Below are 14,946 nucleotides of genomic sequence, written 5' to 3'. Positions count from 1 at the left end.
TTTCATTTTGCAATATCGCCCACGCCATCCAAAATATATTTGGGTCGATAGGAGTATTGCTCCACTTCCTCTTTTTTAGTGCATCCTGACAGAACCAGCACTGTATCGAGTCCGGTCTCCATGCCGGCCACAATATCGGTGTCCATGCGATCTCCAATCATAACGGCTTCATGCGAATGCACTCCCAGCAGCTTAAGACCTGTTCTCATCATCAGCGGATTGGGCTTACCCACAAAATATGCGGGCTTTCCTGTTGCCAGCTCGATGGGGGCTACCAGCGCCCGGCAGGCCGGGATGATCCCCTGCTCGGACGGCCCTGTCAGATCGGAATTGGTGGCCACCAGCCTTGCGCCCCGCTGCACATATTTGACTGCTTTCAGCAGCACGTCATAGTTATAGGAGCTTGTCTCTCCCACAATCACATAATCCGGATCCGTATCGTTCATGGTAATCCCTGCTTCATACAGCGCATTCACGAGACCGGGCGCACCGATCACGTACGCCGTGCAGCCTGGCGCCTGACTGTCAATAAATTTAGCGGTAGCCAGCGCACTCGTATAAAAATGCTGCTCCGGTACAGTCAGCCCCATTCTCTCCAGCTTTTGCTGCAGCTCCTTGGGCGAACGCTCACTGGAGTTTGTTAAAAATAAAAACTCCTTTTTTTCCTGATATAGCCATGCTACAAATTCTTTGACGCCGGGCAGCAGCTTATTTCCATGATAAATGACGCCGTCCATATCACAGATAAATCCTTTTTTCTTTTTTAGCTCTTGTAAATCCATATACACACTAACCTCCGTTTTAGGTTATTATGCCAAACTACTGCCCAAACGTCAAGACGCACTTGCTACTCCCTTATCCCAGAGCTACATCCAGAACCATCATCACTAAAAAGCCGGCCATGGCGCCCAGCGTCCCCATATTAGAAGAGCCGTTCATATGCGCATCCGGAATGAGCTCATCCACGATCACATAAATCATGGCGCCGGCTGCAAAGGACAGCAGCCATGGCATCAGCACCTGCACAGTGCCGGCAATCAAAACCGTCAAGACTCCGCCAATTGGCTCTACAATGCCGGAAAGGCTGCCGTACCAAAAGGCCTTTCTCTTCGGCATTCCTTCCTGACACAGGGGCAGCGCTACGGCGGCGCCCTCCGGGAAATTCTGAATGCCGATACCCATTGCCAGCGCAATGGCCGCCGCCATGCTGGCGCCGCTCACCTGCCCCTGCACTGCTAAAGCGAAGGCAAGACCCACCGCCATGCCCTCCGGTATATTATGCAGTGTAATGGCTGTAAGCAATTTGGTTGTCCCCTTTAGGCTGCTTGGACGGTTATGCGCCGCATTCAGATGCGGAAGCGTGACGTCTAACACATAGAAGAAGATTCCGCCGATTAAAAATCCGCAGGCAGTCGGGATCCAGGGGATCATACTGAGTCCCTCGGCCTGCTCTAAGGCCGGCAGCAAAAGCGACCATACCGAGGCCGCCATCATCACCCCGGAGGCAAAGCCAAGAAACAGCTGCTCTGTTTTTTTAGAGCCTCCTCCCTTGACCAAAAACACAGCGGCTGACCCTAAGGTCGTCATAGCATATGTGAATCCCGTCCCCAACAGGGCTAAGAAACACGGATATAAAATATTCATGCAGACTGACTCCTTTTTGATTTATTTTACTATATGCAAAAATCTCTCCCTGTGCTTCCGATATTTTTCTTGACAACCCTCTTCGTAGCTGTTATAATCATGATACTGAATCATATTTTGGTTCATTTAATTTTTTGCACCTATCACGGGCGGGGGTGCATCCTCGCCCGTCTTTGTAACATTTTTCTCATTAGTCCTCTTTTGTGGTGACGGTCTCGTGATTACCGTCTATCACAACACTGAATCGCAGGATTCAGTGATTCGGGTAATTTCCATGTGAAATTACCCTTCTTTTTTATTCTAAGGAGGTACGCATGAAGCTTGCATCTGTAATTTGCGCATTACTCGGCATGATCATCCTTTTGCTGCCCTTTGGCTATCAGATGATCGGCCTTCTGTTTATCTTTGCTGCTGCGCTCTGTCTGCTATCGCATTATCGTAAGCTGGTCATTAGCTTGCTGATTCTTTTTTTCTCTGCGCTTTTGATCATAGAAATTCCTATCCTTCAAGGGTCCCGCACGGATGCGCCGGATGATGTGGATTACCTGATTCTTCTGGGCGCCGGCGTGAATGGCACAAGCCCGTCGCTGTCTTTGTTAGACCGTCTGGAGGCGGCCGCCTCTTATTTAAAATCGCATCCTGACTGCAAGGTCGTCGTGACCGGCGGACAGGGTCCCGGCGAAGACATCTCCGAGGCGCAGGCCATGGAGAATTATCTATTGCAGCAGCATATTAGCGCTGCGCGCATTTTAAAGGAGGATCAGGCTGAAAATACTGAGCAGAATATTGCCTTTTCTTATGCCATCATACAAAAAGAGACGGCGGCGCCTTCCGTTGCCATCGTCTCTAGCGAATATCATTTGTACAGAGCCAAGTGGATTGCCCGTAAACTAGGGTATGATCCAACCGGACTTGCCGCTCCCACGTCCAGCTTTCTTTTGAAAATCAATTATTTCCTGCGGGAAGCGCTTGCCGTGCTCAAGGTCTGGCTTTTCTAGTGCACATGCACCTCTTCATAAAATCCGGAATCGGATACCGGCTCGCCTGCCATATACAGGTGCCCCGTATCGCCCAGACAGCGCATTCTAAAAACGGCGGTACCTTTGTCGCGCTCCTCGGTCTCCAGCATCGTGATCGAGGTTGGCGCTACAAAGCTCCCCTGCCAAAAGATGGTTGGCGCGCAGTTTAGAAGATGCGAAAGCAGGATGCACATTACGCCCAGGTGACAAAACACGGCAATGGTATCGGTATTGGCTTTCTGCACTTGATACAGATACCCGTCCCGTCGATAGCCATGCTTCTCTAGCAGACTGTCCAGCCCCGCGCATACCTCGTCGTAGCGGGGCTTAATTTCTGTCCCGGTCTGCATCATCGGCGACTGCCACCAAAGGTCCTTGTCAAAGAGCGCCTCCTGCTTTGTCCAGTCGCTGGGATACAGATCCCATGCGCCGCGCGGCTTTCCTGTGCGCGGATCTTCGATCCGATAACGAAATTCCTGCAGAAAATCAAAGACCTCTGCATTACGCGCCATTCGGCGCAGCGTTACGCCGGCCGTATCACGCGCCCTGCCCAGCGGCGAGCAGTAAAATTTAGCGATATCCAGCTTTTCCATGCGGTCAGCCAGCGCCTTCGCTTCGCGCCAGCCTTTTTCTGTCAAGGAGTCCGCGGCATAATCCGGATCGCCATGACGAATGAATAAGAGTTTCATACTTCCTCCATATCGAGCGCGTCAGCGCGAGATTTGCGCCTGCAAAAAAGTTATTTGTGCCGCAGGCAACAAATACTGGTATGAAAAACTAGCTATTCGAGCTAGTTTTTCATACTTCCTCCATTTCGAGCGCGTTAGCGCGAGAGCTGCGGCGCAAATGTCAGATTTGCGGCTGCCAAATTATACAAGCCGAATATTTTTCCATTTTCCGCGTAAAAAGCGCGTAACGTATACCAGGCCTCTGACGATCCAGTCGGCATACATGCCGAGCCACACGCACATTACGCCGATATCCGTTGTGTAAGCCAGCAGATAAGCCAGCCCTACACGAAATGCAAACATACTGCTGACCGATGTAACCATCGTAAACTTGGCATCGCCAGCCGCTCTGAGCGCATTGGGGATCGTAAAGGAAAGGGGCCAGAATACAGCAGCAAAGAGGGCAAAGCTGCGAATCAGCTCTACGGCCGTCGACGTGGCCTCCTCGCTCAGATTATAAAGCCCAGCCAGCCAGCCAGCGCCCACATACATAATCACATTCATGGTATTCATCAACACAAAAGTAAGCAGCAGCATCTTTTTCGTATACTGAACTGCCTGCTTTGTTTCTCTCGCTCCCATGCACTGTCCCACGATGGTCACCAGCCCCAGTCCAATGGCAGATCCCGGAATATTAGAAAGACTCACCAGCGTATTGCTGATGGCATTTGCAGAAATGGCGGCCGTGCCAAACGTGGCCACCAGATGGCTGAGCATCAGCTTGCCCAGCTGGAACAGACTGTTTTCCATCCCTGTGGGAATTCCGATTTTTAAAATCCGGCCGAGCATCCTCCCATCCGGACGGTACTGCATTGGACTGCTGATATGAATCGTCTGTTTGGGTTTGCAAAGCAGCGTAAAGACAACAATTCCTCCGGCAGCTCTGGCAAACAGCGTTGCCGTAGCTGCGCCGGCCACGCCCATTTTAAACCCATAGATTAAAATGGCATTGCCAATGATATTGATGATATTAACCATCAGCGATATGTATAAAGTCACCCGGCTTTTATTCATAGAACGGAACAGCGCCGCACCGGCATTATAGAGTGCCAGAAACGGATAGGACAGAGCGCTGAGCCAAAAATACGTTACGGCGTTTTGCATGACGCTGTCCTCGACCTGTCCAAAGATCAGCTGCAGCAGCGGCCGGTTAAACACGATCGCAATCACGCCTAAAATTGCAGCGAATAATACGCTGAAATACAGCAGCTGCTTCGCTGCCTTTCCTGCGCTGTCGGGCTCTCCTTTTCCTATATACTGCGAGCAAATGACGGCACCTCCTGTTGCCAGCGCTGCAAAAAGCTGTATCAGCAGAAAATTAACGGAATCCACCAGACTGATGCCGGAGACGGCCGCCTCGCCCACGCTGGATACCATGAGCGAGTCAGCCATGCCGACAAATACATTTAAAATCTGTTCCAAAATGAGCGGCACGATCAGTGCAACAATCATTTTTCTAGTGAACATTGGTTTTTTACTAACGTCTTCCACACGAACCTCCATTTTAACGAATCGGCATCACATAAAACAGAATCAAAAAGTAATGAAACAGACTGCCGATAATACAGAAAATATGAAACACAGAATGAATATAATGCTTTTTCTTGCCAAGACCATACAGCACGGCTCCCACCGTATAGGCCACGCCTCCGAGCACCAGCAGCCACATCGCCGGACCTCCCAGCACCTCTGCAGTCTGCTTGACAAAAAAGATGATGCACCAGCCCATCCCCAGATAGCAAATCATGGAGAATATTTTAAACTTCTTCAGATCAATCGCCGTCAGCACAATGGCTACGATCGCGCAGGCCCAAACCACGCCAAACACCGTCCATGCAATCGCGGGATATACTTGCCGCACGGCGGCCAGCATAATGGGCGTATAGGTTCCGGCAATCAGCAGATAGATCGTGCAGTGATCGATCACCTGCATGACCTTTTTGGCTTTGACCGGCCGCAGCCCGTGATAGATACTGGACATGGTATATAAAAGGATCATCGAGGCGCCGTAGATCGCGCCGCCGACCACGGACCAGGCGGTGCCGCGCAGCGCGCCCATGACCACGCAGGTCACCAGCACTACAATGGCAATGGCGCTGCCTACGATGTGACTCGTCATATTGAAAATCTCTTCGCCCCGCGTGTAGTCGGGGAGCTTGCGGTCTTTTAATTTGGTTCTTGTTCGCATCGGCTACCTCCCTTAGGCGCGGATCTCGCTCTTGCCGCCCATATACGGACGCAGTACCTCCGGGATCTTCACGCTGCCGTCGGCCTGCAGATTATTTTCCAAAAATGCGATCAGCATACGCGGCGGCGCTACCACGGTGTTATTCAGCGTATGAGCAAAATATTTGCCCTCTTCTCCTACGACGCGGATTTTCAGGCGGCGCGCCTGCGCATCGCCCAGATTGGAGCAGCTGCCCACCTCAAAATATTTCTTCTGCCGCGGCGACCACGCCTCCACATCCACCGATTTCACCTTCAGATCTGCCAAGTCGCCCGAGCAGCACTCCAGCGTGCGCACCGGTATATCGAGGCTGCGGAACAAATCCACCGTGTTCTTCCAGAGCTTCTCATACCAGAGCATGCTATCCTCGGGTTTGCAGACCACGATCATCTCCTGCTTTTCAAACTGATGGATGCGGTATACGCCGCGCTCCTCCAGCCCGTGCGCGCCCTTTTCCTTGCGAAAGCACGGCGAATAGCTGGTCAGCGTCTTCGGCAGCTCCTCCTCCGGCAGAATCGTATCAATAAATTTGCCGATCATCGAATGCTCGCTGGTTCCGATCAGATACAGATCCTCGCCTTCGATCTTATACATCATCGCTTCCATCTCATCAAAGCTCATGACGCCCGTCACCACATTGCTGCGGATCATAAACGGCGGAATGCAGTACGTAAACCCGCGGTCAATCATAAAATCACGCGCATAGGTCAGCACCGCCGACTGCAGCCGCGCGATATCGCCCATCAGATAATAGAAGCCATTGCCGGCCACTTTGCGGGCGCTGTCCAGATCGATCCCATGCAGGCGCTCCATGATCTCCGTATGATAGGGAATCTCAAAATCCGGCACCGCCGGCTCGCCGAAGCGCTCCAGCTCCACATTTTCACTGTCATCCTTGCCAATCGGCACGCTCGGATCAATAATATTAGGAATCGTCAGCATAATGCTGCGGATCTTCTCGGCAAGCTCCGCTTCCTGCTTCTCCAGTTCCTCCAGATGCGCCGAGGCCTCCGTCACCTGCTTCTTCACCTGCTCTGCCTCTTCGCGCTGGCCCTTGGCCATCAGCCCACCAATCTGCTTAGAGATCTTATTGCGGTTTGCCCGCAGCGTATCCGCCTCCTGCTTCACCCTGCGGCTCGTCGCATCCAGCTCAATCACCTCATCCACCAGAGGCAGCTTCCGATCCTGAAATTTATTGCGGATATTCTGCTTCACAGCCTCCGGATTTTCTCTGACAAACTTTAAATCTAACATCATGCTCCTCCATTCTACAGCGCCGCACAGCGGCAAATGTTGTTGTCTTTGGTTTGGGACATCCCTGCGAGAATATAAAAAATCCTCCGTCCCAAGCCAATGTACCCATGGGACGAAAGGATTCCGCGTTGCCACCCAAGTTGCTGCCTCATTGCTTTGCAGGCAGCCTCTTCATTTCGTATGCTAGAGGATACGACCCTCCGGCTTTCACCGGCTGCTCCGAAAGTGGAAAGATCCTGCCGCCTGCCGGCTCGCACCCTCCGCCGGCTCTCTGCAAGGCTCATCAGACCGCAGCTTTCATCATCGCAGTTATGCTATTTATTATAGCCCAGCCTTTTCAAAAATGCAAGAGGTGAAAATGAGAGAACAGTTTAAATTCAAATTCTGATTCTGACTCTAATTCTAATTCAGATCCGTCCCTTTTGAACAATCATCAGTTACTCATTCCATGCAGCTCGAAAATTAACTGCTCTTTGTCTGTTTTTCAACGTTATCACCTGCTCGCGGCGCTGCTTTTAACGTATCTAATCTGCTATTTTACCCGTTATGAGCAGCTGAAGCAGCCTACCATAACGGGTAAAATTATCCATCTGCCCCGTTAAAAGTGCCCTTTTCTTACCCGCATAACGGGCTTACAAGCTGCCTAGATACGTTAATTTCTAAGCAGCTCGTAAAGCTAACTCCCCCTTTAGCCGCCGCTCGCGGAAATGCTATAAAATACGGTTTATTCGGCGCTAAACGTAACCCACATAGCTGGGCGAACGCCGCCTCGGCTATAATCAACCGGCTGTCCTCTCTCTAAAATGTCTATATCATTATAGGCCAGCATCTTACAGCCCCGGTCCTTGCCCGGCGTACGAAGCCACCACTCCACATGCCGTCCTATGCAGTAGATATTCAGCGCTTCCGTATAAGGCGTTTCTAGGCTCCCTTTCAATATTTTTTCCTTCCAGTACTGCTGAACTTCACTTTCGCTCAATAAAAAGATCCAATCAAATGTATTCCGTTCGCGTTCCTGCACGACTTTAGTGCCTAAAATAAATTCGCGCTCCTTTTCATCAAAAGCCGTTTCGATAAAAACCGTATTCAGCCACTGCCGCAAAGAGCACTCCTCCCACGATATCGGCTCCTCCGTCCTTTCTGTATGATACGGCTGTACATCTAATGCATATTTGCTTACCAGCAACAGATTGCGCCCTTCCTTTTCCAGCACAATCCACTCAATTTTTTGTTTTTCATTGGCGTCATTCAGCTGGTTATACGTTCCAAACCGATAGGTGGCGCCCGGGACTAGCTTTCTCAGTTTATCATAGGCTGCTCCATACAGCTCTTTATAGCAGTTTTCCGCTTGATCGGCCGCATCCTTATAGCCCGTGAGCGCCAGATATTTCTCCGCTGCCTCTTCATATCGGCCATCTTCCTGCAGGCTCCGCGCCCTGCTGTACTGCACTGCCTGTGAGGATAATACAATTTTTAAAATCACTCCTATACCTACCGCAATCGCTGCCCCCATCTTGATCCACTTAAATATCCTAGCCCGTTTGGCCTTCTCCAGCTCCCTCCGGCGCATTTGCTCTCTTCTCAGCTCTTGCTCCTTTCGCTCTTCTTCAGCCTTTATTTTCAGCTCTTCCAATAAAATCCGGCATTCCGAAAGCTTTTCATCTGCATCCTTCCATCCTGGGATCAGTTCAAGCTTTCGGATGGCCGAATCACAGGCTCTCACACTCCGATCTTTCATCGTTCTGATTGCATCCGCATAGATGCTGTCCTTGCGCATAATCTCTGCCATATCCAGACATTCCTGTATACGCGCCTCCGAATCCTTATATCCGGAAAGCTCCGAGAATTTGCGAGCCGCCTCCTGATAGGCATCCTCCCATCTCGCTTTGCTCATCAAAAGGACTGCCTCCTGATACATGCTTTCAATCCGAGCCGCTTCATTGCGCTTGGTGATCTCATTGATATATCCCTGCAGAATCGCAAGTAGCTCACTGTCTCCAAAGCGAACGATTTTTTGATACTCTGGCTCCTCATCAAAAGGCTCCCAGCACCCCGAAAGCTCTTCTTTTTTTCTCAGCTCCAGGCGTGACAGCAGCTTTCCTAAATAAGCCTGCGCATTCTCCGGCTCCAGATCCAGCACCTTCTCACAGTATTCATCGGCGCTCGCAAAATCCCCATCCTCCAGAAACAAAAAAGCTCTGCGCAAAAGCGGGGCGGCCCCCGGCGCCGCACTGACTGCGTCCGGCTTTCTAACATCCCCTTTTTGCGGCTCTGCCGCCAGCTTTTTAATGCCATGAATCAAATCCTGCATAAAGCCCAGCTTTGCCATATCCTGCGCCTGCAGATGAGCAAACTCCTCTGGCAGATCATAGGGATCCATATCCCGGTACGCCGGAATCAGCATCTTTGACGCGCCGTTTTTAATCAGCGCCAGATACCGGCTCCACTCATTTTTCACCCAAGGCGCATTAAAATACTCCGGCTTTGTGCCGATGACTACCATCACCTTCGCCGAATTAAGCGCTGCAAAAATATAGGGCTCATAGGCATACCCCAGCTTATTCTCCAGCGTGATGCGGGCAAAAAACACTTTGAAGCCTTCCTCGGTCAGCTCATGATACAGCTCATTCGCCAGCACCGAATCCGGCGTACGACTGCCCAGCGCATCCGTCTCTTTATAACAAATAAAGACATCAAACGAATCCTCCTGCTCTGAGATAGCCAAAATGTTCTTTTCCAGCTGATCGATCGCCTTCGCCTCTTCCTCATACATCTCGCGCTGCATCCCATCCGCATGCTGCAGCGCCTGCTTATAATCCGGATCCGCAAAAATCGACGTAAGCTGCGTCCGGTTCACCGTAGGGATTCTCTTATGCGTATCCGGATCCTCCACATATTCAATGCCATAGCGGCACAGCACCAGCGACCAATACGCCTCCGCGTCCTCCGGGTCCGCATTCAGAATCTGCTCATAAATCCCCATGGCCCTATCAAATTCATTATTCCGCCGAAAATGATTGGCCCGGTCATACAAATTCGCCTTACCCTCATCATTTAACCTTGGCAGCGTCTGCCTGGTCCCGCAATATTCACACACCGCTGTCGTCTCATTCTCCGCTACCTCCAGCGCGCCGCCGCACATCTTGCACTTAAATATCGCCATGTAGTCCTTCTTTCCTCTGCCTATTTATATAATTTACACTTTTCATTTCTAAGCGCCACCGCCCTCAGCAGCACAGCTGCAGCCTCTTCCGTTTTCTCCTCTGACGTACCTGCCGCCAGCTTAAACTCTGCAAACCGCTGTTTAATTTCGTCCTCCAAAGGCGCCAGCTCCTCACAGCTTTTTGGATCCGCATACCGAAAAGCCTCGTATACCTTCTGACAAGCCTTGCGGCCTGCCTCTGAAGCAGCAGCTGCCATTAGGCCCTCGGCTTCCATCGTGAGAGCGCGCATTAAAAAGGTCTGTTCTTTGATCTTTTGATCCATCGCTGAGACCATCTCTGCCGCTGCCTGTGCCTTGATCACAGAGATGGCGGTAAAAGCCAGTACAAGGGCACATAAAATAGTGCCTATCCAGTACGGCAGTACCGAAATCAGCATGCACAGGCTCCCTATAGCAAAAGAAGCAATCAGTCCGCCAAAGCTGATGGTAATCAGCGGAATATGATAAAAACGAGCCTGTGGATTCTCCTTTTTAAAAACAACGTAGGCACATATAAGCTGTCCGATCAGCGCTATCAAAATTGTCCCGTAGCCAATCCAAAAAGAAGCCGTATAGGCATGCGGCAAGACAAAGGCAAACACATGAAAAAGAACGGTTAAAACTGCCCATGCCATCCCATAATATTTAAAATTTCTCTTCATTTTTTATCCCTCCCTCTTTGTACCGCACTGCGGGCAGAATTTGCCTGCGCGCTCAAATGAATATCCGCAATTTTTACAAACGCCCAAAGGGGCCACTGCCGCGCCGCATTCTTCACAAAACGCAGCTCCCTCTGCTAGTTTGGCGCCGCAGCTTTCGCAAAAGCCCTGTGCGGCCACCGGCTTTTGGGCTGCGCCAAGGCTTTCCTTCATCATGCCGCCAACCATACCGCCGACTGCGCCGCCAACGCCTGCCATCGTGCCAAGTCCAACGCCCATATTGGTAAATTCGCCCACGGCCTCATTCTGAGCCACCTTTTCCGCTACATCATAGCCGCGCTCCTGCTGATAGGTATATCCCTCCTGTGCGCGTTTGGTCGCCATAGCCTGCGAAGCAATCACCGTTTTTTGCGCCTGTGTCTGTGCCTGAATCAAATCCGTCTGCTGATGCAGCTTTGCCTCTGCAATATCGGCATACTGACGGAAATGCAGCTCTTTAAATTTTTCATACTGCCGCTCCCCGTCGGGCTTTACAATATTGGTGACAAAAAATTGCTCTAATGCCACTCCATAACCGGCAAAATCTTCTATCAGCAAGCTTTTGATCGCCTCTGAAAAAGTGAGCAGCTGTTCGTCAATCTCAAATATGTTGATCGCGTTTGCCTTCATGACCTGCGCAATATAGCTTTTTACCCTTGTCATCAGAAACGCCTTAAAAAATCCAACTAGCTTCTCCCGTCCCAGTGTACTCTCCGTCCCCACCAGCTTCAGGAGCAGCTTGCGGCTGTCGGCCGCCCGCAGGCTCATCTCTCCAGAGGCGCCAATTGAAATTGGGAATCCATAGGTGGGCTCGATATACTGCACCTTGCTGTCGGTTCCCCATTTGATTGCCATCTGCTCGGTTTTGTTGATAAAATACACCTCGCAGTGAAAGGGCGTCTGATCGCCGGTCGTCCGGTTCAGCAGCTTTCCGATCTGGGGAATGTTCTGCGTTTCCAGCGTGTAGCGCCCGGCCGTAAAAAGATCCAATGCCTGCCCGTTCATAAAGAAAATGGCTTCCTGACTCTCATGCACAATGAGCTGGGTCAGGCTGTTAAAATCCTCTGTAGGGTGCTTCCATATAAATGTGCTGTTGTCACCCTCATATTGAATGATCTGTGTTACATTTTTCATAGTATCCTCCATTCCAAAGCGCTTTGACACCGAGGCGCCTCCTTCTTGTTGTTCTATATTAGGATTGTATCACGCCCGCCTCTTTTTGACAATCATCTTGACTTTTTCGGCAAAATTTTCTATACTAGTATATAGCTCTAGTAGGAACCTGTGCTGATATCACAGGCTCTTTTTATGTTATTGATGCGATGAACTGAAAGTGAGGATTTCTATGCAAGTCGTTTCTCCAAAAGAAAACAAAATGGGCGTTATGCCGATTAACCGCCTTTTAATTACTATGTCGCTACCGATCATGATCTCCATGATGGTACAGGCACTCTATAACATCGTCGACAGTATTTTTGTCGCGCAGATCAATGAAAACGCTCTCACCGCTGTATCACTTGCTTTTCCGGTGCAAAATCTGATGATTGCCGTGTCGACCGGTACCGGCGTCGGCGTAAATGCCATCCTGTCCCGCAGCCTCGGCGCTAAGGACCAGGAGCGCGCCAATCGCACGGCCGTCACCGGCATCCTGCTGGCTCTGGCCAGTTTTCTGGTATTCGCCGTGCTGGGCCTCACACTCTCTGAATTTTTCTTCCGCGTACAGACCTCTGATGCGCAGATCATCGAATATGGCACCACCTATATGACCATCGTCACCAGCCTGTCCTTTGGACTTTTCGGCCAAATCATCGGCGAACGCCTGCTGCAGGCCACCGGCCGCACCTTCTATACCATGATTACGCAGGGGCTCGGCGCCATCATCAACATCATTCTCGATCCTATCTTCATCTTCGGCTACTTAGGACTGCCGGCCATGGGCGTAGCCGGCGCCGCTCTGGCCACCATCACCGGCCAGATCATCGCAGCTGCCTTGGGCTTTTACTTAAATCACCGCGTCAATCTGGAGATCCAGGTGCATTTCAAAAAATACAGACCCACGCGCAGGCTCATCCGCGAGATCTACGCCATTGGCATTCCTTCCATCTTAATGTCCTCGATCGGCTCGGTGATGACCTTTTGCATGAATAAAATTCTCATTGTATTTTCCACCACCGCCACTGCCGTATTCGGCGTATATTTCAAGCTGCAGAGCTTTATCTTCATGCCGGTTTTCGGCCTCAACAACGGTATGGTGCCCATCATCTCCTATAACTTCGGCGCGCAAAAAAAGGACCGCATCCATCAGACCATCCGCTACAGCATCCTCTATGCTACGCTGCTGATGCTTTTTGGTTTTATCCTATTTGAAGGCTTTCCGGATGCCCTGCTCCGGCTTTTCAACGCCTCCGATACGATGCTGGATATGGGCCGCGCCGCCCTGCGCATCATTGCGCCGCATTTTCTGCTCGCCGGCTTTGACATCATTGCCTCCACTGTATTTCAGGCCCTCGGCCGCAGCATTTACAGCCTGATTGTATCCATCGCCCGCCAGCTCCTTGTGCTCCTGCCCGTTGCGCTGCTGCTCTCGCTCTCCGGCGTCCTCGATCTGGTCTGGCTCGCCTTCCCCATTTCCGAAGTCGCCTCTTTCCTTCTCTGCTTCTTCTTTTTGCGCCGCACGCTCAAAGCCCTCACTTTTTAATTAGGAGAAAACCATGAACGATAGACAGCTATATTATTTTACACAGATTGCAGAAGCCGACAATATTTCCGCTGCCGCGAAAAGACTGGGTATGTCCCAGCCTTCTCTCAGCAAGCAGCTCGCCGAATTAGAAAATGAATTGGGGCTTCAGCTCATCGAGCGCGGCGCAAGGCGCACGCTGCTCACAGATGCCGGCTACTTCTTATATCAGCGCGCTAAAAACATCACCTCCATGATGGCAAGCACTGCGGAGGATCTGCGGCGTTTTGAATCCGGCGCACCAGCCATCCTGCGTCTGGGCACGATCTCGTCCTGCGGCAGCGCCCTGCTGCAGAGCTGCCTGTTTGATTTTTGCCATGATTTTCCTGATCTTCAGTTTGAAATTTCAGAGGGAAACACGTATGAGCTCTTGGAAAAGCTCAAAACGGGGCAAATCGAAGTTGCCGTTGTGCGTACGCCCTTTAATACCAAAGGGCTCACCTGCTTTTCTAAAGAGGCTGAATCCTTAGTGGCCGTTGCCAGACCCTCCTTACTGCCTCATCCAGATGCGCCCTCGATCTCTCTGACGGAGCTTTCCTCTTTGCCGCTGCTGTATTACCGGCGCTTTGAACAGATGATCTATCTGGCCTTCCGCGGTGAGGGACTTTCTCATACCTGTCTTTGCAAAAGCGATGATGCGCGCACCGCGCTCATGTGGGCTTCTGCCGGCCTTGGCGTCGCGCTTGTGCCGCGCTCTATCAGCGCTTTATTTGCTGCTTCTTTAATCGCACAGCCCATTGCATGCTCTGATCTGGTCACCTGTATGGCCGCCGTCCATCTCAAAAATGCGCCTCTTTCCTTAGCTGCGCAGCATTTTTTGACCTATTGGCAGAAGGGAGAGCTGCATGAAGCAAAGGCATAATATCCGTAGCCTCGCTCTGTGCGGTCTCTTTGCCGCTCTGCTGACGGCCGGCGCTTTCATTAAAATCTCACTTCCCCTTCAGCCCTTTCCCATGCATTTTACACTCCAGCTTTTATTTGCGCTGCTGGCCGGGTTTTTGCTGGGCCCAAAGCTGGGATCTGGCAGCGTTCTTATATATCTGCTCTTGGGACTGCTGGGCATGCCGGTATTTGCCGCTGGCGGCGGCCCTGCTTATCTGCTGCGGCCGACCTTTGGATTTCTAATTGGCTTTGCTCTTACGGCCTTTCTTACTGGCATGCTGGCTAAAAAACAGCGGTTTCTTTCCTTTTTGATCGCGGCGCTGCTGGGCATGCTGGCCTACTATCTGTGCGGCATGCTGTATTTTTATGTGATCAGTAATTATGTGATTCATATGCCTGTGACATGGGGACTTGTCTGGATCAATTGCTTTTTGGTGACCGTGATTCCGGATACGGTGCTGTGCGTGATAGCGGCGCTTCTGGCCCTGCGGCTGCGGCCCGTGACTGAGAGGCTTTCATAAAAAAACGCTAAAGTCTGATAAACAAGACTTTAGC

13 protein-coding genes are annotated in these 14,946 nt (G+C 51.1%); 4 read left to right on the top strand and 9 right to left on the bottom strand.

The annotated features are described in order from the left end of the window. Nucleotides 1-2: 2 nt before the first annotated feature. The gene (locus HFE64_08510; GenBank protein ID MCI8633500.1) at nucleotides 3-782 is read right to left on the bottom strand and encodes an HAD family hydrolase; all 780 of its coding nucleotides are present in this window, start codon (nucleotides 780-782) and stop codon (nucleotides 3-5) included. Nucleotides 783-855: 73 nt separating this feature from the next. Then, complete coding sequence (locus tag HFE64_08505; GenBank protein MCI8633499.1) at nucleotides 856-1,644, bottom strand: ZIP family metal transporter; 789 nt, start codon at nucleotides 1,642-1,644, stop codon at nucleotides 856-858. A gap of 314 nt (nucleotides 1,645-1,958) precedes the next feature. On the opposite strand from HFE64_08505, the gene HFE64_08500 reads away from it, so the two are divergent. Next, complete coding sequence (locus HFE64_08500; protein MCI8633498.1) at nucleotides 1,959-2,642, top strand: YdcF family protein; 684 nt, start codon at nucleotides 1,959-1,961, stop codon at nucleotides 2,640-2,642. Here HFE64_08500 and HFE64_08495 read toward each other — a convergent pair. The 7 genes from HFE64_08495 to HFE64_08465 all read right to left on the bottom strand — a co-directional run bounded on the left by HFE64_08495 (nucleotide 2,639) and on the right by HFE64_08465 (nucleotide 11,906). Continuing rightward, the gene (locus HFE64_08495) at nucleotides 2,639-3,352 is read right to left on the bottom strand and encodes a histidine phosphatase family protein (protein MCI8633497.1); all 714 of its coding nucleotides are present in this window, start codon (nucleotides 3,350-3,352) and stop codon (nucleotides 2,639-2,641) included. The two genes, HFE64_08500 and HFE64_08495, sit on opposite strands and share 4 nt — an antisense overlap. Before the next feature lie 180 nt (nucleotides 3,353-3,532). Then, nucleotides 3,533-4,858, bottom strand: coding sequence for an MATE family efflux transporter (locus tag HFE64_08490; GenBank protein MCI8633496.1), 1,326 nt, complete (start codon nucleotides 4,856-4,858; stop codon nucleotides 3,533-3,535). A gap of 37 nt (nucleotides 4,859-4,895) precedes the next feature. After that, on the bottom strand, nucleotides 4,896-5,579 hold the full coding sequence (locus tag HFE64_08485; protein ID MCI8633495.1) for a hemolysin III family protein: 684 nt from the start codon (nucleotides 5,577-5,579) through the stop codon (nucleotides 4,896-4,898). 12 nt (nucleotides 5,580-5,591) lie between these two features. Next, on the bottom strand, nucleotides 5,592-6,872 hold the full coding sequence (serS, locus tag HFE64_08480; protein MCI8633494.1) for a serine--tRNA ligase: 1,281 nt from the start codon (nucleotides 6,870-6,872) through the stop codon (nucleotides 5,592-5,594). Between the two features lie 724 nt (nucleotides 6,873-7,596). Continuing rightward, nucleotides 7,597-10,035 (bottom strand): TIR domain-containing protein, encoded by a 2,439-nt coding sequence (locus HFE64_08475; GenBank protein ID MCI8633493.1) that lies wholly within the window; start codon nucleotides 10,033-10,035, stop codon nucleotides 7,597-7,599. A 20-nt stretch (nucleotides 10,036-10,055) separates the two neighbouring features. Next, complete coding sequence (locus HFE64_08470; GenBank protein MCI8633492.1) at nucleotides 10,056-10,736, bottom strand: hypothetical protein; 681 nt, start codon at nucleotides 10,734-10,736, stop codon at nucleotides 10,056-10,058. 3 nt (nucleotides 10,737-10,739) lie between these two features. Then, nucleotides 10,740-11,906, bottom strand: coding sequence for a zinc-ribbon domain-containing protein (locus HFE64_08465; GenBank protein ID MCI8633491.1), 1,167 nt, complete (start codon nucleotides 11,904-11,906; stop codon nucleotides 10,740-10,742). A 211-nt stretch (nucleotides 11,907-12,117) separates the two neighbouring features. On the opposite strand from HFE64_08465, the gene HFE64_08460 reads away from it, so the two are divergent. Genes HFE64_08460 through HFE64_08450 form a run of 3 tightly spaced genes read left to right on the top strand, consistent with a single transcriptional unit; the run spans nucleotide 12,118 to nucleotide 14,912 of the window. Then, entirely contained in the window at nucleotides 12,118-13,470 is a 1,353-nt protein-coding gene (locus HFE64_08460; protein ID MCI8633490.1) for an MATE family efflux transporter, read from the top strand. A gap of 13 nt (nucleotides 13,471-13,483) precedes the next feature. Beyond that, nucleotides 13,484-14,371 carry a LysR family transcriptional regulator gene (locus tag HFE64_08455; GenBank protein ID MCI8633489.1) on the top strand — a complete coding sequence of 296 codons (888 nt, stop codon included), beginning with the start codon at nucleotides 13,484-13,486 and terminating at the stop codon, nucleotides 14,369-14,371. Continuing rightward, nucleotides 14,355-14,912 (top strand): biotin transporter BioY, encoded by a 558-nt coding sequence (locus tag HFE64_08450; protein MCI8633488.1) that lies wholly within the window; start codon nucleotides 14,355-14,357, stop codon nucleotides 14,910-14,912. Before HFE64_08455 ends, HFE64_08450 begins: the two co-directional genes overlap by 17 nt. The last annotated feature ends 34 nt before the right edge of the window (nucleotides 14,913-14,946 follow it).

The sequence above is a fragment of the Lachnospiraceae bacterium genome, assembly GCA_022794035.1.
Classification (GTDB): Bacteria; Bacillota; Clostridia; order Lachnospirales; family Bianqueaceae; genus CALWPV01.
The sequence above is the reverse complement of the archived record's forward strand: the minus strand, read 5'-3'. Positions and strand labels throughout refer to the sequence as shown.

Coding starts and splice junctions, on each gene's coding strand:
- HFE64_08460 (MCI8633490.1), top strand. CDS start 12,118: ATGCAAGTCGTTTCTCCAAAAGAAAACAAAATGGGCGTTATGCCGATT.
- HFE64_08490 (MCI8633496.1), bottom strand. CDS start 4,858: ATGTTCACTAGAAAAATGATTGTTGCACTGATCGTGCCGCTCATTTTG.
- HFE64_08465 (MCI8633491.1), bottom strand. CDS start 11,906: ATGAAAAATGTAACACAGATCATTCAATATGAGGGTGACAACAGCACA.
- serS (MCI8633494.1), bottom strand. CDS start 6,872: ATGTTAGATTTAAAGTTTGTCAGAGAAAATCCGGAGGCTGTGAAGCAG.
- HFE64_08510 (MCI8633500.1), bottom strand. CDS start 782: ATGGATTTACAAGAGCTAAAAAAGAAAAAAGGATTTATCTGTGATATG.
- HFE64_08485 (MCI8633495.1), bottom strand. CDS start 5,579: ATGCGAACAAGAACCAAATTAAAAGACCGCAAGCTCCCCGACTACACG.
- HFE64_08455 (MCI8633489.1), top strand. CDS start 13,484: ATGAACGATAGACAGCTATATTATTTTACACAGATTGCAGAAGCCGAC.
- HFE64_08500 (MCI8633498.1), top strand. CDS start 1,959: ATGAAGCTTGCATCTGTAATTTGCGCATTACTCGGCATGATCATCCTT.
- HFE64_08505 (MCI8633499.1), bottom strand. CDS start 1,644: ATGAATATTTTATATCCGTGTTTCTTAGCCCTGTTGGGGACGGGATTC.
- HFE64_08495 (MCI8633497.1), bottom strand. CDS start 3,352: ATGAAACTCTTATTCATTCGTCATGGCGATCCGGATTATGCCGCGGAC.
- HFE64_08470 (MCI8633492.1), bottom strand. CDS start 10,736: ATGAAGAGAAATTTTAAATATTATGGGATGGCATGGGCAGTTTTAACC.
- HFE64_08475 (MCI8633493.1), bottom strand. CDS start 10,035: ATGGCGATATTTAAGTGCAAGATGTGCGGCGGCGCGCTGGAGGTAGCG.
- HFE64_08450 (MCI8633488.1), top strand. CDS start 14,355: ATGAAGCAAAGGCATAATATCCGTAGCCTCGCTCTGTGCGGTCTCTTT.